General features: G+C 60.2%; 18 protein-coding genes and 2 pseudogenes. 9 read left to right on the top strand and 11 right to left on the bottom strand.

Translation table 11 applies throughout. The features are described 5' to 3' along the window. Positions 1-14: 14 nt before the first annotated feature. Together J3A72_RS15130 and J3A72_RS15135 are read left to right on the top strand one after the other, a co-directional pair. Positions 15-392, top strand: a complete 378-nt coding sequence (locus J3A72_RS15130; protein WP_075076778.1) for a DUF4180 domain-containing protein — start codon at positions 15-17, stop codon at positions 390-392. Positions 393-489: 97 nt separating this feature from the next. Then, positions 490-1,254: a hypothetical protein gene (locus tag J3A72_RS15135; protein ID WP_075076777.1), complete on the top strand. Its 765-nt coding sequence runs from the start codon at positions 490-492 to the stop codon at positions 1,252-1,254. Here the strand turns inward: J3A72_RS15135 and J3A72_RS15140 are convergent. The 3 genes from J3A72_RS15140 to J3A72_RS15150 form a co-directional block, all read right to left on the bottom strand. Next, complete coding sequence (locus J3A72_RS15140) at positions 1,251-2,033, bottom strand: 3-hydroxybutyrate dehydrogenase (RefSeq protein WP_075076776.1); 783 nt, start codon at positions 2,031-2,033, stop codon at positions 1,251-1,253. The genes J3A72_RS15135 and J3A72_RS15140 overlap by 4 nt on opposite strands. An 83-nt stretch (positions 2,034-2,116) precedes the next feature. After that, the gene (locus tag J3A72_RS23100) at positions 2,117-2,647 is read right to left on the bottom strand and encodes a hypothetical protein (RefSeq protein WP_230374592.1); all 531 of its coding nucleotides are present in this window, start codon (positions 2,645-2,647) and stop codon (positions 2,117-2,119) included. Positions 2,648-2,675: 28 nt separating this feature from the next. Beyond that, on the bottom strand, positions 2,676-3,410 hold the full coding sequence (locus J3A72_RS15150) for a hypothetical protein (RefSeq protein ID WP_075076775.1): 735 nt from the start codon (positions 3,408-3,410) through the stop codon (positions 2,676-2,678). 700 nt (positions 3,411-4,110) lie between these two features. Here J3A72_RS15150 and J3A72_RS15155 point away from each other — a divergent pair. Then, the gene (locus J3A72_RS15155) at positions 4,111-4,686 is read left to right on the top strand and encodes a hypothetical protein (protein WP_075076774.1); all 576 of its coding nucleotides are present in this window, start codon (positions 4,111-4,113) and stop codon (positions 4,684-4,686) included. Positions 4,687-4,780: 94 nt separating this feature from the next. Here J3A72_RS15155 and J3A72_RS15160 read toward each other — a convergent pair whose 3' ends face one another. Then, positions 4,781-5,620, bottom strand: a complete 840-nt coding sequence (locus J3A72_RS15160; protein ID WP_075076773.1) for a type 1 glutamine amidotransferase domain-containing protein — start codon at positions 5,618-5,620, stop codon at positions 4,781-4,783. 96 nt (positions 5,621-5,716) lie between these two features. Here J3A72_RS15160 and J3A72_RS15165 point away from each other — a divergent pair, with 96 nt between their 5' ends. Both J3A72_RS15165 and J3A72_RS15170 read left to right on the top strand, forming a co-directional pair. Next, entirely contained in the window at positions 5,717-6,634 is a 918-nt protein-coding gene (locus tag J3A72_RS15165; RefSeq protein ID WP_075076772.1) for a LysR family transcriptional regulator, read from the top strand. Positions 6,635-7,187: 553 nt separating this feature from the next. Further along, positions 7,188-7,544, top strand: a complete 357-nt coding sequence (locus J3A72_RS15170) for a hypothetical protein (RefSeq protein WP_075076823.1) — start codon at positions 7,188-7,190, stop codon at positions 7,542-7,544. A 64-nt stretch (positions 7,545-7,608) separates the two neighbouring features. Here J3A72_RS15170 and J3A72_RS15175 read toward each other — a convergent pair whose 3' ends face one another. From J3A72_RS15175 to J3A72_RS15185, 3 genes are all read right to left on the bottom strand, one after another. Then, complete coding sequence (locus J3A72_RS15175) at positions 7,609-8,478, bottom strand: hypothetical protein (protein WP_140222866.1); 870 nt, start codon at positions 8,476-8,478, stop codon at positions 7,609-7,611. After that, a complete protein-coding gene (locus J3A72_RS23250) occupies positions 8,475-10,139 on the bottom strand; it encodes an AAA family ATPase (RefSeq protein ID WP_140222865.1) in 1,665 nt (554 codons plus the stop codon). The genes J3A72_RS15175 and J3A72_RS23250 overlap by 4 nt, the downstream gene beginning before the upstream one ends. 400 nt (positions 10,140-10,539) lie before the next feature. Continuing rightward, complete coding sequence (locus J3A72_RS15185) at positions 10,540-10,824, bottom strand: hypothetical protein (RefSeq protein WP_140222864.1); 285 nt, start codon at positions 10,822-10,824, stop codon at positions 10,540-10,542. 422 nt (positions 10,825-11,246) lie between these two features. Here J3A72_RS15185 and J3A72_RS15190 point away from each other — a divergent pair, with 422 nt between their 5' ends. Further along, entirely contained in the window at positions 11,247-12,068 is an 822-nt protein-coding gene (locus J3A72_RS15190; protein WP_075076770.1) for a hypothetical protein, read from the top strand. Positions 12,069-12,385: 317 nt separating this feature from the next. Here the strand turns inward: J3A72_RS15190 and J3A72_RS15195 are convergent, their stop codons facing one another. Beyond that, positions 12,386-13,102, bottom strand: a complete 717-nt coding sequence (locus J3A72_RS15195) for an abortive infection family protein (protein WP_075076769.1) — start codon at positions 13,100-13,102, stop codon at positions 12,386-12,388. Between the two features lie 188 nt (positions 13,103-13,290). Between J3A72_RS15195 and J3A72_RS15200 the strand changes: the two genes are divergently transcribed. Next, the gene (locus J3A72_RS15200) at positions 13,291-14,184 is read left to right on the top strand and encodes a phage exclusion protein Lit family protein (RefSeq protein ID WP_075076768.1); all 894 of its coding nucleotides are present in this window, start codon (positions 13,291-13,293) and stop codon (positions 14,182-14,184) included. 28 nt (positions 14,185-14,212) lie between these two features. Here J3A72_RS15200 and J3A72_RS23180 read toward each other — a convergent pair. Further along, positions 14,213-14,346, bottom strand: a pseudogene (locus tag J3A72_RS23180) (DUF1016 domain-containing protein); the annotation flags it as partial. Positions 14,347-14,520: 174 nt separating this feature from the next. Between J3A72_RS23180 and J3A72_RS15205 the strand changes: the two are divergent. After that, positions 14,521-14,907, top strand: a complete 387-nt coding sequence (locus J3A72_RS15205) for an AlpA family phage regulatory protein (RefSeq protein WP_140222863.1) — start codon at positions 14,521-14,523, stop codon at positions 14,905-14,907. Between the two features lie 10 nt (positions 14,908-14,917). Here J3A72_RS15205 and J3A72_RS15210 read toward each other — a convergent pair whose 3' ends face one another. Continuing rightward, entirely contained in the window at positions 14,918-21,496 is a 6,579-nt protein-coding gene (locus J3A72_RS15210; RefSeq protein ID WP_075076766.1) for a hypothetical protein, read from the bottom strand. A gap of 158 nt (positions 21,497-21,654) precedes the next feature. After that, positions 21,655-21,776, bottom strand: a pseudogene (locus tag J3A72_RS23110) (Arm DNA-binding domain-containing protein); the annotation flags it as partial. A 57-nt stretch (positions 21,777-21,833) separates the two neighbouring features. On the opposite strand from J3A72_RS23110, the gene J3A72_RS15215 reads away from it, so the two are divergent. Beyond that, a complete protein-coding gene (locus tag J3A72_RS15215) occupies positions 21,834-21,992 on the top strand; it encodes a hypothetical protein (RefSeq protein WP_172617740.1) in 159 nt (52 codons plus the stop codon). Positions 21,993-22,043: the final 51 nt, after the last annotated feature.

The following is a 22,043-nucleotide window of genomic DNA, read 5'->3' on the forward strand; positions in this document are numbered from 1 at the left end:
CTTCAGAGCGCACGATGCACACACATCTCGAACAGATCGGCAGCACCCGCGTCCTGCGCAGCGCCGATACAGGCCCGCTGCTGGATGGCAACGCCTTGCACGACCTGGTCGGCGATGCCCTTGGGCACCAGGCCGAGTGGATCGCCGTTCCGGTGCAGCGCCTTTCGGCAGACTTCTTCGAGCTGCGCTCCGGCATGGCCGGGCAATGGCTGCAGATGCTGGTGAACTACCGCCTGCACTTCGCCGTCCTGGGCGATGTCAGCGGCTACCGCGCACGGAGCGAATCGCTGGACGCGTGGATCACCGAATGCAACCGCGGCCGCGACGGCTGTTTCGTGGCCGACTGGGGCGCCCTGCTGGCGCGCCTTTCGGCCCACGCCAGCGCCGGCTGAACGCCGCCCCCACGCTCACCCTCGCCAAACCTGGTTCCGACTGCACTCCGACGCCGCCCGCCACAGCATCACCCGCGGGCTCCCCAGGCGACGTTCGATGCGCGCTTCAGACGCAGATTCCCTGCACAGCAAAGTGGCGGCGGTCACCCTCGGTTTCTGGGTGATGAAGATCGCCGCCACCACCCTCGGCGAGACTGCGGGCGATCTGCTGTCGATGACGCTCAACCTGGGCTACGTGGCCAGCTCGGCCATCCTGCTGGCGATCTTCGCCGGCCTGCTGGGCCTGCAACTGTCGGCGCGGCGCTTCCATCCGGTGCTGTTCTGGTCGGTGGTGCTGGCGACCAGCACCGCCGGCACCACCCTGTCCGACCTGATCGACCGCACGCTCGGCCTGGGCTACGCCACCGGCGCCAGTCTGCTGGCCGGCTGCCTGGCGCTGGTGCTGCTGGCTTGGCGGGTATCGGAAAAGTCGATCTCGGTCAGCAACATCGCATCGCGCCGCGCCGAAGGCTTCTACTGGACCGCCGTGCTGTTCTCCAACACGCTCGGCACCGCGCTGGGCGACTTCCTCGCCGACGATTCCGGGCTGGGCTTCACCGGCGGCGCACTGCTGATCGGCAGCCTCATCGCGCTCACTGCGCTGGCCAGCCGCATCAAGGGCATCAACCGGGTCATCCTGTTCTGGATCGCCTTCGTGCTCACCCGCCCGTTCGGCGCCACCTTCGGCGACCTGCTCACCAAACCGCTGGAAAAGGGCGGCCTGGGCTTCGGCACAGTCGGCTCGTCGCTGGTGCTGTTCACCCTCCTCGCCACGCTGGTGGCACTGCCGATGCTGCAGCGCAAGGCGCAGCCAGCCAGCTAGCGCGCCGTCCAGCCCCCATCCACCGGCAGCGCCGTTCCGGTGATCTGCGCCGCAGCGTCCGAGGCCAGGAACACCACCGTCTCACCCAGCTGATCGGGCGTCACGAACTGCAACGACGGCTGCTTCTCAGCCAGCAGCTCACGCGCGGCGGTCTCCTGATCCGTGCCTTCGCGCTCGGCCAACGCGGTGATCTGCTGCTCGACCAGCGCCGTCCGCACCCAGCCCGGGCAGATCGCATTGGCGGTAATGCCCGTACCCGCATTCTCCAGCGCGGTCACCTTGGTGAACCCCACCACGCCATGCTTGGCCGCCACGTAGGCCGACTTGTTCACCGAGCCCACCAGCCCGTGCACCGACGCAATGTTGATGATGCGGCCGGCGCCCTGCTGCTTCATGTGGGGCAAGGCCGCCGCCGTTGCATGGAACACCGCCGAGAGATTCAGCGCCAGAATCGCATCCCACTTTTCGACCGGGAATTCCTCGATCGACGCGGTGTGCTGGATGCCCGCGTTGTTTACCAGGATGTCGATGCGCCCCATCGTCGCGACGGCGCGATCGATCATCCCGCGCACCGCCTCGCCATGGGAAAGGTCGGCGCCGTCATGCGCCACGCGCACGCCGAACTCGGCTTCCAGTTTGGAACGAATCCGCTCGATCTCCGCCGCATCGCCGAAGCCGTTCAGCACGATGTCCGCGCCTTGCCGGGCCAGCGCGGTCGCAATGCCAAGACCGATACCGCTGGTGGAGCCGGTGACCACCGCGACCTTTCCACTGAGCATGGGCGAGCTTCCATTGGGGGTGGGCTGCCAGTGTAGCGTTACCGGCTCGCCGCTTTAACTGACACCCTCAAGTCGGCCCACAGCTAGAAGCGGATGCCTGCCCGATCAACGGTCGCCAACGGATTGGCTTTCCGCACCGCCTCAAGGAACAGCAGGAAATCCCGATTGAACAGCGTCAGGTTGTTGGTGAACGTCACGCACTTTCTGCCCGATGCTTTGCTGAAGCACACCTGCCAGACATAACGTCCGTAGATCTTGTCGGAGGTGCGAGTGACTGAGTTGATCTGCGAAAGCGGAACCGCCGTGGGCACCGGCCCACGCCGCAGGTAAAAGGACGCCGCATCAAAGAAGTAGTGCTCCCGATCCTCTTTTCCATCCACCATCACCAAGGTCATGGACCTGCCGGAAATCCGGCGCGGGGCATGCAAATGCAGCCCCGATTTCACGGACGAGCGAGCAGTTGCTGACATCCGCCGAAGGGTGAACCAGAGGATCACCAACGGAAGGGCCGCGAGGACAATGAAACCTACAGTCTTCAAAACAGTTTCCAGCGTGCTAGGCACACAGATCTCCAGGATGAACTTTAAGGCGATACCCAAGTAGATCCACGCCACGCGTGGATGACTCTCCCTCAATGCCTTTTCACTTCCAATGATCCGGCCCCAGGAACGGCAGGCTCAACACAAACACCGGAACGGCCACTGGAATCAGCGCCGCGCCGAGCACCTTGCCCGCCGCCGAACCCGCACCCGGCTTGTCCTCCCTCTCCGGCAGGATCCGCTGCGCCCGCGCATTGATCGGCTGTGCCAGCTTCCCCTTCTCCGCCAGTGCCGCAGCATCCGGCAACTGCACCCGCTCGCCGTCGCCCTCGAACAGCGCGCTGTAATAGCTGCCGCCCTTCCTTGAAAGATTGCAGGCCCGGTCAAACGCCAGCGCGTAACGGGTCCGGTCCATCGGCAGGTAGTAGCGCGCACGCTCCTCCACGGCCTTGGCCTCACGCGAGGGGACCTCAATCCGCTCCAGCTTGAACTGCGCGGCCTGCTCCGCCGTCACCTGCTCCGGCCGCAGCAGCAGCGCATAGCTGCCGTGCACCTTGGACTTGTTAGCCGGGTCGCGCCAATCCTCATGGAAGTACATCTGCGCGCAGGCCACCGCCTCGCGCAGCGGGCTGTCCATCAGCGCGCGGTACTCGCGGAACGGCGCGGCATTGAAGCGCATCGGCTCGTCATAGCGCGGCAACAGGTACAGCTGGCCGTCGTCGGCCACGAACGCACTGGTGATCTCGCGGCTTGAGGCGTGCTCCTCCGGGCCACTGGCACAGCCGGACAGCAGGCCAAGGCACAGGGCGGAGAAGGTGAAGAGGATGGACGTTCGCATGTCGTGTTGGTGGGCTTCCGTGGGAAAACGGCCCCGGCCGGAAGGACGAGGCCAGCCCACCATGGTGCCATGCCAGCCTTGCCCTGCCCAATCAAACTGCTGGAGATCGAGCGGGTTCAAGCCGCTAGCGCTGGTCGGCGTGATATATTGAGTGCGCCTGGACATGCATGTTCAGTGACGTTCCTGGATCAGTCTGGAACGAGCGCCACAGGCATATCCCCGTTCGGCCTTTCCGTAGCGCGTTGGGATTATCCAATCACCAGCGCGCCAGATTGCTCCTTGGTTGGCGAAATGAGCCAGTGGCTGGGGCCATGCGTCTTGGGCAACGGCCAGAGCAGCCACTCGGCACGCCTTTGAAGAATCGCCGCGATATATACCGCATTTCAAGCATGCCGATTACGGCATCTGCCGGGCGGCATCGCCGTGAGGCGATGCCCATCTCAGTTTCAATTCTGGTTGGTGGTGCCCGTATTGTGTTGTTACTGCACGGTGCACCGTCCCGCTGCAGCAGCGCCTGATGGACTCAAAAGGCACTCTGGCGTTCCGCATTGGCGGGGTTGCAGGCCATCACTCTTTCGCCCTGGACCGACGCCAGCGGCATCGCGATTGCTGCCATATCTGTCGCAATCACCAAGCACTTTGCCCCGCTACTGGGGAACCGATGAAGAAGAAAGCCCACTCTTGAAAGGAGAACGCGCAAATGAACGCTGACGATGTGAAGACCATGCCGGTGATGGACCCGCCCGCCAACCAACACACAGGTGGATCGAGTGCATCCCGACGCACCATCTACGTAGATCTCGATGGCGTAATGGCCGACTTCGACGCGGCATTTCCCGCTCTGTTTGGACTGGACCACCGCGTGCTTGCCGACGATGAAATGTGGGGGCACATCAATAGTCACCCGTCATTTTTCCGCGACCTTCCGCCGATGCACGGTGCAGTAGAGTTCTTCCACAGCATCCACCACTTGAACCCGGTGATTCTCACCGCCTGTCCGAAATCAAACTATCCACTCGCTGCGATGCAGAAGCGGCAGTGGGTTCGCGAACGCCTGTCAGTAACCTGTCTGGTGTTGCCTGTGCTTGGCGGCAGGCACAAGCCTCTTTTCATGCACCAGCCGGGCGATGTTCTGATCGACGATTTCGAAGCGAACTGTGATGCCTGGACAGCCGCCGGAGGCGTGGCGATCAGGCACTCCGGCGATTGGGCCGCGACGCGTCACGCGCTTTCCCAGATTGAAGATCTGTCAGGGGCAGCGCTCGCGAAGGGCTGATGCCCGCTCTGCCGACCACGCTGGCACTTCCACAGACAGGCCGAGGCGCTGGCCCCTCGGCCCCAAGGCTGGCAACCTGCTGTGCAGCCCCGCCCTACTTCAACCGCTCCACCAACCGCTGCCCCACCTCCAGCGCCGAAGCCGGGTTCTGCCCGGTAATCAGCTCGCGGTCCACCACCACATGCCCGGTCCACGGCGTGGTGTTGCTGCTGAACTTCGCACCCGCCCGCTGCAATGCAGTCTGCGGGTAGAACTTCATCTCACCGCCACCCAACAGCGGCTTGGCTTGCTCTTCTTCCTGGTTGCTGATCACCGTCATCTGGTAGCCGCTGTAGATCCATTTCGGCGTGGCCGGCGTCGCACCCGCCTCCAGCTTCGCCACGAAACCCGAAGCATCCGGTAGCGTGGACAGCAGCGCGATCGGCCCGTGGCAGACCAGCGCGGTGGTCTTGTTGCGCTGGTGGAAGTCGGCCAGCAGCCGGCCCAGCGCCGGGCTCTTCAGCAGGTCCTGCATCGGCGCGTGGCCACCGGGAATGTAGACCGCATCGAAACGCGCGTAGCCCTGCTGCTCGATGCGCGCCAGGCTGACCACCGGCGAGGCCGTCGGCGAGGTCAGCGCCAGTTTCTCCAGCAGGTCCTTGTGCAGCGTCAGCTGCGCGGCATCGTTGCCGAAGTACGCCGGCGTCACCGAGGACGCATCCACCGTCGGCGCCCGCCCCTGCGGCGTGGCAAAGGTCACCTCGTGGCCCGCGTCCAGCAACAGCTTGACCGGCTGCATCAACTCGTTGAGATAGAAGCCGGTGGACAGCACCTTGCCGTCCTTCAGGTCCAGGTGGTTTTCGTCGGACAGCACCACCAGCACGTTGGCGGCCTGCGCGCCGGTCGCGGCCAGGGTCAGGGCCAGCGCTGCGGCCAGCCGGGTCATCAGGTTCATGGGGAACTCCTATCGGGGAATGACGGCCACTTTATTCATCGCCCCAGCGGCGATAAATTGGCTCCATCGCAAAACATCTGTTCGCCGGAGAGCCAAATGAGCCGCAAGTTCGACTACCTGGGCGATGTGGAGGTGTTCCTGGCGGTGGCCGAGCACGGCTCGTTCACGGCCGGTGCGGTGGCGCTGTCCACCACGCCCTCGGTGCTGAGCCGCGCGGTCACCCGCCTGGAAGCGCGGCTGGGCCGGCAGCTGCTGCAGCGGACCACCCGCCGCGTGGGCCTGACCGACGCCGGGCGGCTCTATCTGGAACAGGTGCGCACCGCCTTCGGCCTGCTGGACGACGCCGAGCGCGACGTACTGGCCCAGGACGGTGCGCTGGCCGGCCGCGTGCGCCTGAGCGTGCCCACCACCTATGGCCACTACCGGCTGCCGCCCGTGCTGGCGCGCTTTGCGCAGCAGTACCCGCAGGTGCAGGTGGAACTGAACATCACCAACCGCAACGTGGACCTGGTGGCCGAAGGCTTCGACCTGGCCATCCGCCTGGGCCAGCTGCCGGACAGCGGGCTGGTGGGGCGCAAGCTGGAAGACGCGCCGCTGCTGCTGGTGGCTTCGCCGGAGTACCTGAAGAGCCGCGGCACGCCGCAGACGCTGGACGATCTGCAGCAGCACCTGTGCCTGCCCTTCGTGATGCCGCGCACCGGGCGGTTGGCGCCTTGGATCTTCCGCGACGGCGGGCGCGACGTGGACTGGCTGCCGCGTTCGTCCATCGAGACCTCCGACGATGTGCTGGGCGTGGTGTCGCTGGCCGAACAGGGCATCGGCATCTGCCAGAGCTATGCGTTCATCGTGCGGGAGCGGATGCAGCGCGGGCAGCTGGTGGAGGTGCTGCCGCAGCTGCGGGGGAGATCTCGCCCGTTCTCGGTGATCTATGCGCCGCATCGGCGGCAGTCGGCGGCGGCGCGGGCGATGATCGAGTTGCTGGTGGGGAATGCGGCTGAGGCTGGCGTCGGTTGAAGCCCCAAGGCTCGCTGGCGGTGTCGGGTTTGAACCGATTTTCGGGGTGTGCAGCTGATCGCACGCTGTTGCGTGGCGAGGCTGACTAAGAACTTTTGCAAAGAAGGCCGTCGCGCTATGCGCTTGTGGCGTGGGCGATTGCGCCACTTTGATTCGGAATCAACAGAGCAGCTGCGCGAATGCGTCTGGTGGTGTCGCCAGAGGCTCGAATGGTGCGTGCAACAATAGGTCTTCGCTCTCGGATTCCGCGATTGCTTCGCGAATATCTATTGGCGTTCGGAGCGGCGGCGTAAACAACATGGCGCGCCACCGACAAAGGGTGGCGGCGGGTCTGCAAACCCGTGATGAGAGATGCACCTGTAGTTTGCGCTTGCCCGTCGGCACCGTCCTTAACCGGTGCCGGCGGGCAATCCGTCGGCCTTTCTGGCGGGCGGTGCGTGGGGGCCTTCGGGCCCACCGGTCTATGGTGCTATCTCATCCCGGTTTGCAGCCACGCATCGTCCGCCACCTCTTCACGGTGGCGCTGTTAAGCACAGCCACGGAAGCCGACGCCATGAACGAATCCGACACCTTCTCTTCGTATACCGTTGTTGAGCCCATCAACGACGACACTCCCCTGCCCGACCTGAACTCCCTGCTCGGCATCCTCAAGCGCATGCGCGGCTGCGAGGGCGCTGATGGGCACCCTTGGCCGGAAACCGATGTCTCACCCGGCCGCCGCGTGAGCCTGGCTAGAAGTGAGCGCGCGATGGTTGGCGCACTCACAGTGCTGGAGCTGCTGCACGCAGCGGACCGCTGCCGGGTAGCAGCGGACCCGGAGCGGCATTTGGAAGAGGGGGTGGTTGATGGGCTGTTTTTGGCTTGCCGAGGGCTGGTTGAGTGGGCTTGCCACGAGATTAGGCCGGAATAATCCACGTATCCACATTGGTGGGGAACCAGCAGCCTCTCAAAACGATCACAGCTAAAGCGAAGCTCTAAACCAGCAATGGTCCATCATGGCAGCGATTAGGATTGTTTAGGGCATCAAAAAGCCACGCAACCACCTCCTCCTCCAATAAGCCCGCAACAAAAACAGACATCCAGTTATTCTTGCTTTCATGCATATCATCAAGCATTTCCAGCTCATCAGAAATTGTGCTCCTGAGCTCAACGCACGAACCCACATTCAGCTTCAACCCTCTAACAACCAAACTTGGCCGACGGAGCATTAAGGCCCATCGATCCCTCAAATACTTTAGAATTGGAGTGCACCGAATCAATCTATCCACGTGAAAACGTATCGCCCGATAGTTTGGATGCTGATCATCCACCGCCAATCGGATATCAACGCGAGGCACGTCTCCAAGGCAACGAAAATCCGCAACAATTAGCCTCTCAGCCAAAAAATCGTCGAAATAGGGGTGTAGAACGCGCTCCCCTTCATCCTCCCCTAGAAGAATATTGCCTCGCTTGCTGTTGCACATACACGCAGGAACGAGATTTGCTGAAAAGATGGAAAACGCCGGATAATCGCCTTTTGGAAGATAATGATCCAACGTCCCACTGTGGAATGATCCACACATTGGACATACGTTGTGCGCGGTCAACTCCCGCATTTCATCGATATGAGAAAGACAAGCACAGGGACTAGAATAGTGCGCCTTAATCCTCCCCCCAACACGCTCACTTATCTCTGGAATTCGCACCAAAGCAGGATTTCCACCAGCACGGACATAACTCAAGTATCCGGCCTTGATAGCATTAACAACCGGCAATAGATCCGGAAAGCTACTGAGTCTTGAGTTTTTTGAAAGCTCGACAAAGGCGGCAGCATCGTCGTAGGCTGGAAGAGGCAATTTCTTCATTTTGCATCCCGCTCCTCTAGCTGAGCGCGCACATCTGCAAGCACCTCCAAGGAAAGCTCCCCCTTGTATTTCTCATAGATTTCCTCCCAGCCCTTCTTGCCTCCAATCAATTTTCGTTCAACTTGCCTCGCAAGCCTTGATGGCATATCTTCGCCAAATACAAAACATGAAATCGCACCGACATCGGCGCCAAACGTTTTTAGTGTAGGCCTGGATGAATTCACGAAACCATCCTCATCCACACCAAGGATTGTCACTTGCTCGCGAAAAACCTCTCGAACAAGAAATGCCGAATGAGTAGCTATTATCGCCGAAGACCCCGTAAGCTCAAGAAGCGTATCCAACAAGTATACGAATCTATTTACAAAATTTGGGTGAAGATGCGTTTCCGGCTCATCCAGCAGAAGCAGTGTTCCGTTCTCCACAGACGTACTAACCTGCGCACAGAATTTAACAAATGATAGCTCACCACTACTCAGTGCGTATCCTTTTCCATCAATAACGCGAACTGGATCCTTACTTAGATCAATGGACGCAAAGCGATCAAGCCGCTTCTGCTCAGGACCACTGTTGAGACTAGAGAAAGATACATACTGCGAAGAATCATGAGATGACACTAAACTCAACTGCCCAGACTCACCTATCGCACTCAGTGCAGAACTAAATATCTCCCAGCGGGTTCTTGTGCCAATTGACTGCTCCGAACGAGCAGCCTGAACAATTAAATCTGAAACTCTATCCCCATCAGATCTGGCGCGTGATCGGTTTAACGAATATCGTCGATACCAGATTCTTGGATTCTCGCCGGTTGCGCGAGGGAACACGGATGAAGCCTCATTCGTCGGAGCGAAAGCCAGCAGCCGGTTAATTAATGGACGACCACCCGCCGCCCCATCAGTTAGGCTCTCGGACCCCCTGAGTGCGGCCTTCGCTATCCTTCCTAGCGCCTGACTCTTTCCTACGCCGTTCTTTCCTATAATGACTGCCATTCGCTTCGGAAGATCTCCATCGTGATCAAAGTCAAACGATAGACGGTGCTCATTTGGGAAGGCCGCAAGCTGGAAATTTATTGATAGAGACTGTGACAGGACACCCGTACGCTCAGAATCCAAGCCACGTAGAATTGGACCTGCGTTTTTTACCGCAAAGTACGCCCCAGAATTTCTTATGAATGAGCGACCAAATACTTCGGTTTTTTGAGCCGCCTCCAAAAGTTCACGCCTTTGGTCAAATTCTGTGAGCGCCACCAGGTCATGGATTGCTAGAAGCACGGAGACAGCATCCGCAGCTCCCAGTTCAGACACCATTTTGCGATAGGACTCCATATCGGGAAGCATTGTGAAGAATGGCGCATCACCGCCTAGCAGAACCTTGGATTTATTATTTTCCGCTAGCTTCTTTGATATCCAGTCATTGCCTTGACCTGCGGTCGACTTTGAATCAACGAACCCAAAATAACCACGAGCTTCAATTGGAACACCCTCCTGAACCCTAACCTTGAATTTAACTAAGGTCTGAATTCCAAAATCGTTCCAACCATCATTCACTGCGGCGATGAAAATTGAATTCTCAGGTGATTGCGAGCCCAGAGATTTTTGATTTCCCAGCCAAACTTTAAGGCCACCGTTTACCTCCGCGCCTGAAGCATCAACGACCTTCACTGTCACTCCTTGAATGGGAAACGTCCAACTTACCTGTTCAACTCAGAATACAGACTCGACAATCCGCTGGCCATTTAGCTGAGAACGAGGTGCAGCATCAAGCATCAAGCATCAAGCATCAAGCATCAAGCATCAAGCATCAAGCATCAAGCATCGTAAGAGTCCGGCTCTTCCGGAAATATTGCAAGACCACAAAGACACAACACCAAGACCCCGAACCCCTAGTGCGCGTAGTTCTTGTGCTGAAGCCCAAACTTGCCTCTCATCACCGCCTAGTTGCCGACGACGACGCCTTCACCCTTCATGTTGAGCAGCCAGGTGTAGACCTGCTGCACGTGTTGTTTGAGCAGCTTTCCCGGCTTCACGCACTTTCTGCTGATGGAATGGCACCCTGCGCCGGCTATCGAATCGGCTCTTTCTTCATCCCGTGAGGTGACAGGAAGCGCGCTTCAACGTCGTGCTCTCCGACCTGGGAGGGAACTTTGATGGACAGTCTCCGCTTCGCCAGAGTGAGGTCGGTGATCGGCTCCGGCGGCTGCCCGGGTGCCAGCACAAGCGGAATCAAGAGATACGAGCCCTCGCTTTCAAATGAACTCAGGAACCGATCCAGATTGACATCGCTCGGAGGCTGCATGATGAGCGATCGCATCACCATCATGGCAACGGACGAATCGGTGCGCTCCACTGGAACATTCGACGTTATCACCATCCCATAGTGCGTCGGATACGCGCCTTGACGGCACACGGCCGCGGGCTACAGTCGCGGACAAGGTGATGAAGTCAGGGAAGACGGCTGGACATGGCAACGGCCTTCCCCAAGCGCTGACCGCACGGCAAGCGAAGCGCGCAGGCCCGAAGCTGGAAGCCGGGCCGGAGGCGTCAGCCGAGCGGAGCGAGGGGACGATGGAAGCCCGACAGGGGCGAGACCCCGCAGGGGGCTCGATGCGCAGCACGACAGCGCGACCGGCCATCTCCCAGGTGGCCGGGGACGCCCGGATTGCATTTACGTAGGTACCTCAGAGCTAGTTCATCGACAATTGCTCGGTTACCGACAAATGCGGCAGGGTTCAATACGCTGTGAAGCGTCTAAAAGATTAAGGACAGGCCGTGAGTTCGCCTCAAACCATGAATCCGCAGCGCGTCTGTGAAAACCTCCTATTGGAGGGGAAGCGGTACAACATCGAGCACCACATCTTGCCCAGCGAGAACGCGGTCGCGGAACGACTGCTGGCGCGTGGCGTCGAATTGAAAGACGCTTACGATAAATTGCACGAAAAACTCCACCCACGTCCGCCGGCACTCCAAGTGTTTCTTGGCCTCGTGCTGAGCACCGCCGCCTTCTGGAATCCGCAGAAGATGCAGGAGGCACGCGCTGCACGTAGCGACCTGGCCAACGTCAATGAGCAAATCGCGCGGAAAGCGGCCGAGCTGGCAGAACTGCTAGATCAGCGCTCCGATCTGCACGACACCTCGGGCTTCAGCAGCGAAACCCACTATCACGTTGGCGACGTGATCGAAGCAGCATCCCAGAACAACTACCTGTCCCAGTCATACGTCCAAGAGAAACTGGATGCTCTCCGAGGCCAGTTCGATATGAAGTATTGGCCCTCGTTGGGCGACTTCATGCGCGCACTGGCATCGGATGCGGAGGTGGCGGAGATGGCTGCCACAGACCCACTGACGGCCGCCGCGACTGCGGCGACCCGTCCCTCCAAGGCCGACTTCTTCAAGGCACTGTTCGCCTCGATCGAGGAAAACAGCGCGGAGAACTACGGCCAACTGCCGAGGGAGTTCAAGCTCACTGACCGGACACTGGCCTCATTGGCGAACTGTGCCTTGGGTCTTGGCCCCGACGAGCTGGTGGGCGAAGCCTGTGTGAAGCGCCTCCTTCAGCGTGGGCGCAACGGAGCCGAAAGCAGCTCGATCTAACCTCAAGGCTCAATGCTGAGGTAGAACGAAGCGTTGTTCGTTGGTGACGAGTGTGTTCATGGGCTCTCCGGCTGCACGGGCGGAGTGACCCGGAACCGTCGCCAGCACGGCGCAGCGCAAGCCGTCAGGGGTCGAGGACGGCCGACAGGCCGCAAGCGTGCGAGGCACGCGCAGCCCTTGACGGCAAAGCACGCCGTGATAAGGTGAAGGGGACGTGAAGCCGCTCACACTCCACCTTGCGCACCGCCACCTCTGTGACAAGCGCAACGCGCAGGCCCAAGGGACTGAAGTTGCATAAGGGTGCCGGCATGCAGCTCCTATGAACGGATCTTCTGGCTCAAGTAGTGAAAAATCGTTCGGACGGCATTGACCACCAGCTCACCCTCGGCTCGCTCAACGATGTCTTCGTTGGGATGGGCGACGCTTTCGTGATTGCGGAGGGTGTTGAGCGCATCGAGAACAGATGCAAATGATCCCAGCACTCTGCCGATCTCACCGTCGTGCTCCCCCAATGACTGCAATGCGGGATGGTGAGCACGAAGCGCCTTATAGGCTTGCGTGAGCGTCGCCCCTTCGGGAAGCGAGATCGCGCAGTCCTGGCAAGTGGACTTTAGGTATCCGTGCATGGCGGTGTGAAGCCGATCAATCGCACTCGGTGCCCCCGATGTAGCAAGCAAGTGATCGGCATCTTGCAGCGCGCGACGCACAACCTCCGAGGCTGAGATTGTCGATAGCACAGCGGGAACATGACCCGCTTGGCATCCCAGCTCAATGAGCTTGGCTGCTTGTTCCCGTTCAAGATGCGGGCGGACCTTGGGATGATCTACGACGGCAACCAAGGCCCGGATGTCGTTGTTCGCAAAATGCTCAAGTGCCTGAAAGACACAAGCACCGTAGTCATCGTCCCCGAACCCCAAACTTCGCAGCAGCCGGGCATGCCCACAAATGTAGTCGTGGAATCGTGTCAGATAGCCAAGTTCATGCCAATCCGTCTCGTTGAAATCGGCCACGATGGCACGCTGCATCGTCAGCATGAGAGGACCGCGCCACGCTGAATCCTCTAAGAGTTAATAGTTCATTCCAGCCCTCTTGAAATGAGCAATTTAACTCAGCATCGAAGCGCCGCCATATTGGTGGCCATCGGCGTTGAGTACTATCGGTCATGCCGATGCGCAGGACCAAATCGAATATCAATATCTACAGGAAAGACGGAGATTCAACGATGACAAACACCACAACATGGGAGGCGATGGAGTGGCTATTCAAGATTGCCCAACGGACGCCACTCAACATTGCGCCAGAACGAGGTGCAGAGTTGACCTCGGAGGTCATTGGTGCGGACACATGGGCGATTGAGCGGAGCAACCAACCCGCACAGTTCTTCGCCATACCGGAAGACAAGGCCATCTACCTCACCGGCGCGGGGCAAGCGAGCTTGTGGTGCATCTCCTACGTGGCGTTCCATGTCATGGACTTCGCCTCACGGCTTCAGCGTGCCGTGGACTATGACAAGGATGCGTGCATAGACATTGGACAGTACTTCGCAGCACATCACCTCGAAGAGTACATCGCATTTGCTCGCTCACTGGTCCATGCCGATCGTCCGTGGCCAAGCAACCTGAAAAGGCCAACCAACGCGCCGTCGGAGGACTCTGTTGAATGGCGGATCAACAACGTCTACTTGGGCGCACTGAGCTGGATACTCCTGCACGAGATCGGGCACGTTCACCGCGGCGATCAGAAGTTTGTCCCCAGCAGCATTTCTCTGCGCCAAGAGCACGGGGCAGATGCTTTTGCAACGGAGTGGATTCTGGACAATGCGGGTCAAGGACTCCAACGGGAGTTCCGTGTCCTCATGATCGCGGTCGCGCTGACATGGCTGTTCGTGTGCGAGTCGGAAAAGAAGGGGCCGGGTACGACGCATCCCCGGACCATCCTTCGGTTCAGGGAGGTCGTGGCGCACTTCGAGGCGGGAGAACGAAGCGCGGGGTTGGAGAATGCGCTCTATCTGTTTAAGGCCGTTCTTGACCCAGCGACCGTGCCACCAGCGCATGAAACACCTCGGGAAGCGTTTGAGTGGATGGCAGGACGCCTTGAGGTGTTGTTTCCCGCCTGACGCTTGCGAAGCCGGCGGCCTTCTTAGCTCAGTCCCGCGCGTGCTGCTGAATCTGGAATTGCGCGCGCTGGGCCGCCTGGTGCAATCGTTCGACCAGCACCGCGCGCGGCGGCAAGGTGGTGAGGTGGTGAGGTACTCGGCAACGTGGATGCCACTGTAGTCCTCGAAATGAACCGGAGAAACCGTCACCGTCGCCATACCCTGCCCTTTTCACGTGAATGCTGTTCTTGAATACGCTCCCCTACGCTGCAACGAGTTTCCGCGATAGCCAATGAAAGCCACCATTACATCGTGCGGTAGTGAGCCTGGCAGCGCCGAACACTTATGGAGTGCGACATGGAGAATAACCCGTCACAGCTCATCAGCCGAGACAACGGCTCCAAGGAGCCTAAGCACCCCGTAACCGTTCCCCTGCCCGGCTCGGACGCCTACGACGAGCTACCGCAGTTTCCAAAACGCAGTGTTTTACCCTTCCGGCGCACCATCCGCCGCCAGGAGTTGCGGCAAATCGTCCCCTTGGCCGAAACAACGATCTACGAAATGGAGCGCCGCGGCGAGTTCCCACGTCGCTTCAACCTGACACCGCGCTGCGTGGTATGGGACTTGGTCGAAGTCGAAGCGTGGATCGAGGAGCGCAAGCAAACCCCACGCAGCGGCATTTCAAAGCCGGATGTCCACCTACGAAAAGCCCGTCCTGTCCGGGCGAGCTCGCATGAGGAGTGAGGCCGTCCCCTTATTCGGACGATAAGCGCTCGATGACTATTCGATACAGTTCCTCACTAATCGGTGGATCGTTGCGCCGAGATAGCCATTCATCGGCCAAGCCCGCGATCGCGCGAAACCGCGGATAGAAATCGTGACGCCGATCAGGGTCGAGCGTCGCAAGAGCTTGCTTGGCTTGTCGAGAGAGTCCTCGCGGAGACCAAATGTGGCCGCGTTCATCGACGACGACCACCAGCGATCGATGGGTAAAGCCGCTCGTGTCCCCGACGCGTCCGCTCGACTTCCCTCTATGGTATTTCTGGAGCGTGAGCGCAACAACAAGACTACGCTCGGATACCTTGAGCAGGGAACGCAATGCGCCACGACTGACGAATAAGCGGCATCCAGTCTCGCTCCAGGCGTACTCGCCCCGTCCGCCCTCAGCACCCCAGGCTTCGGCGCGATACGCTGTTCTCCCGCCGATTGACCAACGGCGGATCACCTCATCATCCGCTACAGTCCCCAGCAGGTCTCGCGTCCAATCCGATGGGAAAGGCCTGTCGAGTGCGGTGGCGGCACCATAAGGATCATACTGATCGAGGTGGCGCTCGGTGTTCTGAGTCTTTGCGGCCAATGGCTGAACCGTGTGACCATCGCCGCCGAAGTGCCGGGCAATCTCATCTTCATCGTCAGGCAACCATCTAAAGAATGCTTCAGCTGACAGCACGGCCATGACTACCGCTCGCGCATTGCCGGCATTCGCCAGTACGCTTTGAAGCGTGACAGTTGTGTCGCGCCCGATCGACCAACGTCCTGCGACCGGGAGCCAATCCGTCGCCACCTTGCCGGCTTGCAAGCCGAGCAATGGAGCCAGCAAATTGCTGTCTTCGCGGACAGTGCCTCTATCTCCGCTCTCCGGCATAGGCATGTCCGCCACCTTGGTAAGGTCGAGCGGAAACGGATCGGTGAGATCGGCAAGCCATAGACCGTCGTTCCTTGAAAGCGTGTATGCCCCCAGGAACGCAGCCCAAACATCACCGCTCCAGCCTTCGGCGACAACTGCCCGTGTCGCCAGCAACTCGCCGGCAACAAGCATGAGCGCATGCCATCCGAGATATCCCCCGTACCGATCTTGGTCAGGAACATATCCCGAGGACCAAGATGTGTCGTTGCTTCTGCTACGTGGGCAATCGTGCATTCCTCGAACGGTCGTGTCCCACCGCCGCACCCAAGCGCTGATGCGGTCATTCACCTCCCAGCCTGGGCAAGCGAAGACATGGCACAAGCGCTCGACCTGATATTTGTTGAAGTCGTAGTCGAGATGGAAACCGTCCTCTGATTGCGGCGAGGCGTCTGGCCTGCGGGCATGTCGGAACTCGCGGTAGTCGGCTCGAGGAACCGATGGGAAGGGCGACTGGTTTGCCGGGCCAAGCTTAGCAAGAAGCGCCTCGCGCTCTTCGGGTGCGAGGGCATCCGCGAGTTCACGAAGTATGTCTACTGCGAACGCACGCATGACGACGTGCGGAAACTCAGCGGAAAAGGCGATCCTCTCAAAGAACGCGCGATGGGGATTAAATGCGGTAGCAGCGTCTTTCGCCACGCGCGCGAACGCTATCAACAGCCAGAGCTGTGCATGCATTACGTAGAAAGGTAGCTTCGCATCGCCGAAAGGTAAGCTCGAAGCAGCCCCAAAACGTTCGATCAGTCGTTCAATGACATCAGACCGTCCGGCCGCCACCAATCGCCGCACCGCATGGGCGGCACGCCAGCGCATTGCTGCGACGGGATGGCCGAGTCTCGCCCACACGAGCCCCGCCACGAATGTCGCCTCGTCGGACGGAATCGTAAAACGCGTGTCCCACGGTCCGTCCCCAACTTCGGGCGGCAGCTTCTCATCTGTGTTCGCCAGAAACCGTTCGAGGCCTTCGGCAATGGCGCCGGCACTGACGTCAGACGCCAATTTCGCGGCGAGTGCGAGCCAGGCATTGCCGCCAAGACTGTTCGCGGTGCTCCGAAGCGCTGCAATTACGTACTCGACGAGGGCCGCGCGGTCGGCATGAAAATGCTGCTCCAGCCCCCGCCAGCCACCCCACGCGTCAGTGCTTGAACTGGCAAGTTCGGCGGCGTGCTTGGTGGCCAAGCGCAGCCCCAACTCAGGCAGAGCATCGCGCATTGCCGCCGACGACCTACCCCATTCCTCCAAGTAGTCGTCCAGCGCGTGGATTTTGTCGGCAAGCGTGGCAGCCGTTGATTCAACGACCGCGCGCACGAACCCAAGGCGCTCGGCGGGAGAGTTTGCTCGCTTGGCCAAATCGATCAGTATCCGAACCGGCCAGGGCCGCCCTGACTGGCCAATCTCCTCGCTGAGGATCTGACGGTCAATGTCGTCTGAGTCCGTGAGGTCCACCGGGAAGACCGACGGTTGCTCCGACGCGGTCGACGGAGGCGTGACCGTTCGCGATTCGGATTGGGGTCCAAGGCGAGCGAGCAAGCCCTCGATTCGTGTTCGAGCATCAGAAGCGGCAGGGAGACTGCGCTCAGCGAGGTCATGTAGCCGTTCGATCGTCTCCCGTGCGGGAGACAGCTGATCCTCGCGATCGATTTCGACCAAAAGGATGTCGAAGAACCATTCCCATCGCTCCTGAGGTAGACGGCAAATGACCTCTGACGCGAAGCCCGAGATGTGCCACGTCCACGTTTCGACGGGAGCAGCCAAACCAAATAGAGCAACGGCGGCTTCAACAGAAAGCTTCGAATCACGAACAAGGACGGTCAATGCTGGGCCGAATGACAGTCCGAGCCGAGCAGCGTCACGATCGTCCAGCCGTGCCAGCGTAGCCAACGTCGCCCGCCCCGCAATCGGCACCATCGTTTTCGCGTACTCAGTCCAGGCAAATTTGCCATCCTCGTTCTGATTTAGTTCAAGGATACGCGCCAGGGTGTGCGCCGCTGCCGGCGAAAGTTCGGGCCCCGAATAGTGACCGGTCAGCTCCAGCAAGTGGTTGGTGCGATCGAAGTCATCCGATCCAATTGCCTCGGCAAGATCGAGCGCACGGCGAAAATACGCTGAAGCCTCTTCAGTGCTTACTCGCCAGGCTGCGCGAGCGAGATCACCGTAGGATGAGATTCTGGATCCGACATCGGTATCGAGTTGAATCTTGCGCTCGATATGGCCGGCAAGAAGGAGCGCAGCATCGTGGCACTGGGGGGTGCGCGACAGTCGAGCAACCGCATTGGTCAGCTCCGGCGTGAATAGGCCTGGCGCACTCGCCGCCCACTCGGCCATGCGCTTCGCAAGCGAGGCATTGAACGCACCTAACGCATCAGCAAGATCGAAAATCACTCGGAAACCGTTTCGCGCGAGATACGCCTTCCCGTCCCGGCACGGATAGTTGGATGACTGCTCAACATCACGGACAAGCCGGTCAAAGGCTGTGACCACCACTTCGTCCCGCGTCTTTCCCTTGGGCAGGCGAATGATGTCGGCGACATCCTGTGCATAGCTCAGCATCGGCAAGATCCGGCTGGCAAGCGCGCGCGAATACTTCGATCGCTTCTCCTCATCGAGTCCACCATGCCTCTTCCGTCGGCGCCGAGTCCCATCGAACTTCGGCGCCGCCAGCTTCTGGTTAAGCACTCGACTGAAGGTCGCTGCGCCCCGCGATCGGGCACTTGCAGGCACCAATCCGATGAATTCCGCCGGCGCTATGTCAATCAAGGCGGCACGCTTCCGACTCAAGGCGGCTCGAACACCGGCGGCCAGTACGGCCACGTGGATCGCACGGTCGCTCGGATACTGACTGGAATAGTCATAGACGCTTGGCGATGTAAATGCAGTTCCAGCGAGGATGCTTGCCGCCTCTCTCTCCATGCCGAGTTCTATCGCCAGCGCTGATGCCAGCACGCTGGCCATCGCCAAGCCTTCGCTCTTTCCCTTCGCAGAAGCTGCGGCCGCAAGGGCCGCGACAAGCCTTCTGGCGTGGGATGGGTCATGACCAAAAAATGGAAGCGCAGCGGCGTAGAGTGCGCGAGATGGCAGTCGACAACGCAAGAGCCGCGTTGCGATGCGCTTCTTTGGCGGATGCGCCGAATGCTGGTGTCGATCCAAAAGATCGAACAAGTCCCGAAACTTGGTAAAGGCCACATCGTCTTCTCGACGGGCGAAGAACTCCGCAACGCGCACGTCATTGCCCGCCAGCATCTCGACATAGGCGAAGCCAATATCGTCCCACTGCCTTGAGGTGCTCGATTCGCGAAAGCGAGCGCTGCGTTTGGTATGCGCGGCCCAATTGTGCCAATCGATTGATCGCCGGGCGTGGCGACGGGCCTCGTCTCGGTCCCCGGCGAAGGCGTTCGCTAGTGCAAGCGCGGCGTGTTTCCCCCCTGGCCAGCCAACATTGGTCGCGGAAAGCCGTCGCAAAGCTTCGGGGTCACCCGCCACTGCGGTGAGATCTGGGTGCTCGTAGAGGAAGCGGTCGGATCGCTCATGGCCCGCGGCAACGAGCGACGCTTCCAGCAGCAGGCGCAGAAGATCGTCGCGCCGCTTCAGTTCTCCCACCAGTGCTATCGCGGCAGTAATTCGCGATAGACGGATGTCGCGTGCGCTTACCTGTGAAGCGCCTCGGGGAACACGCAAATCGTAGGCCAGCTGGATGAGCTGATCGGCATCGCGTAGCGAGGTGAGCAAGGCTGGCAGCGCCCGGGCTGCATAGTTTGAGGTGAGCTGACGCTCTTGGAGAGCGGCGATAACGCGATCTCGACCGGCCTGGCTCGCGCCATAGCTCGATCGGATCAGGGTCTCGGTCGGCTCATCGCGGAACATCAGGCCGTGAGGCGTTCGCTCTAGCAAGGGGGCGAGGTCGGCCGCGAAGCTTTCAACCTGCTCCGCGATCAAACCATGTGCCGCAGCAAGCTCTTCAATTGGAACTGGGGGCGCCAGTATGGCGATGCCTGTGAGCAGGAGGTCGATGTCCGCATCGCTTGCACCGCGGGCGCGTGCAGTTTCGCGCGCTTCGGTGAGACGCTTGCGAAGCAGCGCGTCGAGCAGATCTTGCGGCTCTCCCGGAGCGTCAGGGAAAGACACGGGATCAAACGGTCGTCCGGTCGTAATCAGGTTGTCGAGACAGCGTGGGTTGCGGCCTGACCGTGTCAGCAGAGCGGCGATCTCGTCGGCCGAAGCATCCGCCACGCGCTGCTCGACGAGGGAACGTACTTCCACGTCAGTGAACAGTGGAACCGTGAACGGACGGTGCGAGGCATCGCCGGTTGCCAGTGCGAGCCGTTCAGTCCGGCACGATGCGACGATGCGAACGCCGTCGATTGGATCGACGCTGATGCTGCGCATGAGAAGGTGTGCGAACGACGAGGTCGCGGTTTCCCGCGCGGCAAGTCCGGCGTGGTCGATTGCGTCGAGCACCAATGAAACACATGCATCGCTGCGAGTTCGCCGAGCAGTCTCCACCGATTGGGCGAGCCGCCGGCGGAACGCCCTCAGCAAGCCCGTGACGTCCGCCACTGGCAACAGAATATCGCACAGGCCTTGCCCCGCCATGAGATTGGCAAGGTGGACAAGCGTCCTTTCCGGGAGGTGCCGACCGTCGGCAGGATCCCGCCAGCGACCGGCACCGAAGCCATCGAAGAGCACAACGGGACCATCGGCTCGCAATCGATCGGCGAGGCCTTGCATCAAGACAGTCTTGCCCATCCCGCCCGCAGCATGGACCACGAGAGGAAGACCAGCTTCGCGGGCCAGGGTTGCAATGTCGCCAAGGACGTCACGCTGAATGACTATCTCAACCTCGGGGAACGCATCGGGCGTGGGATACAGGCGGTCCTCGTGCTCTACCTCCAGCTCGGCCAATACGGCTACCCGATCAACTCGTTTGTCCGCCTCACTACCGGGACCGGCCTTGATCCTGATGAGATTCCGCAACTTGAGCAGGCGTTTCTCCGCATCCGGGTCCCCTGGTTCGCTCCATGCGGCGAGCGTCGTTGAGATCGCACGCTCAGCCTCTATCAAGCTTCCCTTGCTACCGACCATTTCCAATCGCCGCAGTAGGTCTGCAAAGGGATGGGGATACTCTTTCAGAGCGTCACTGATCTGGCCTGCTTGGCGGGCGACATCACCGGCTTCTTGCGTGCCTGCGACAACCGCCGCGATCGCCTTCCCCAAGTTCTCGTGGATAGGCCTGTTCGTAGCAAATTCATACCGGACCACGGTGAGAACATGATCATCGCCATGCGTTGCTCGAAGCTCAGCATCGGTCACGGCAAACTTGGTAAGAGTTGATGCCAGGTCAGCAGCTCGCACTGCCATGGCGGCGCTTGCGATCGAATACTTGAATTGAACGACCGTGACTCGATGCGCCCGGGCAACATCGGTAGCGCCGTGGTACCGGACAAGATCGGCAATCTCGACCGCACCCGTTCCCAAGCTCTGTTCGTCTCGTTCATCGAAGCCCTCGAGCGTGATCGCAGTAAGGTCGGTCGACGGCGGCAGGAGTTCAAGAGCGGTGCGCGCGGCCCAAGCTTCATGAAAGGCATGGCCCGCCTTTGAGGCTCGAACTTTGTCGATCTCTATCGGAGTTGTGCCGGTATCGTCGTCACTCATGGTCAGCTTGTTGTACCTGCGTCATCCAACCAAGGCTTCCAGCGCCTTGGACGCCGAGCGCGGCACGCGCCGCCCCTCCTTCGCAACGTTGACCTGCAAGGCCACCCGCGCCACTCCGAAAACGTCCTTGGCCAGCGAATAGTGCCTTTGGCTTGCAGCCAATCGTAGCGGAAGGTGACGGTACCGGTGGGCGATACCGTCACGTACATCCCATCCCGGTCAGAGCCTTATAAGTCAAGGACTTAGGCTTCAAATTACGCAGTGCAGTGTCGGTAAGCATCGAGGTTTTCCTCCTGTTGGCGACGGCTTTTACCGTCAGGGGTCAGGAGACCTGCTGATGCCCGGAAAGCCGCATGAAATCAGCTTTCCAGAGAAGACTTTTACCGTCAAAGACCGGTTTGGTCTCAATAGTGAACGGAAGGGTCTTAATCCGGCCTTCGGTTCTTACCGCCAGTATTCCCGCCAACCTGTTCCGCTGGCCGGCGATAGCCACTGATAGCTGCCGTGACGTATTTACTTTTAAATCAACACGTTACGGCAGTTTTTC

This window comes from Stenotrophomonas sp. PvP093 (assembly GCF_017876915.1).
In the GTDB taxonomy this organism is placed as follows: domain Bacteria; phylum Pseudomonadota; class Gammaproteobacteria; order Xanthomonadales; family Xanthomonadaceae; genus Stenotrophomonas; species Stenotrophomonas muris.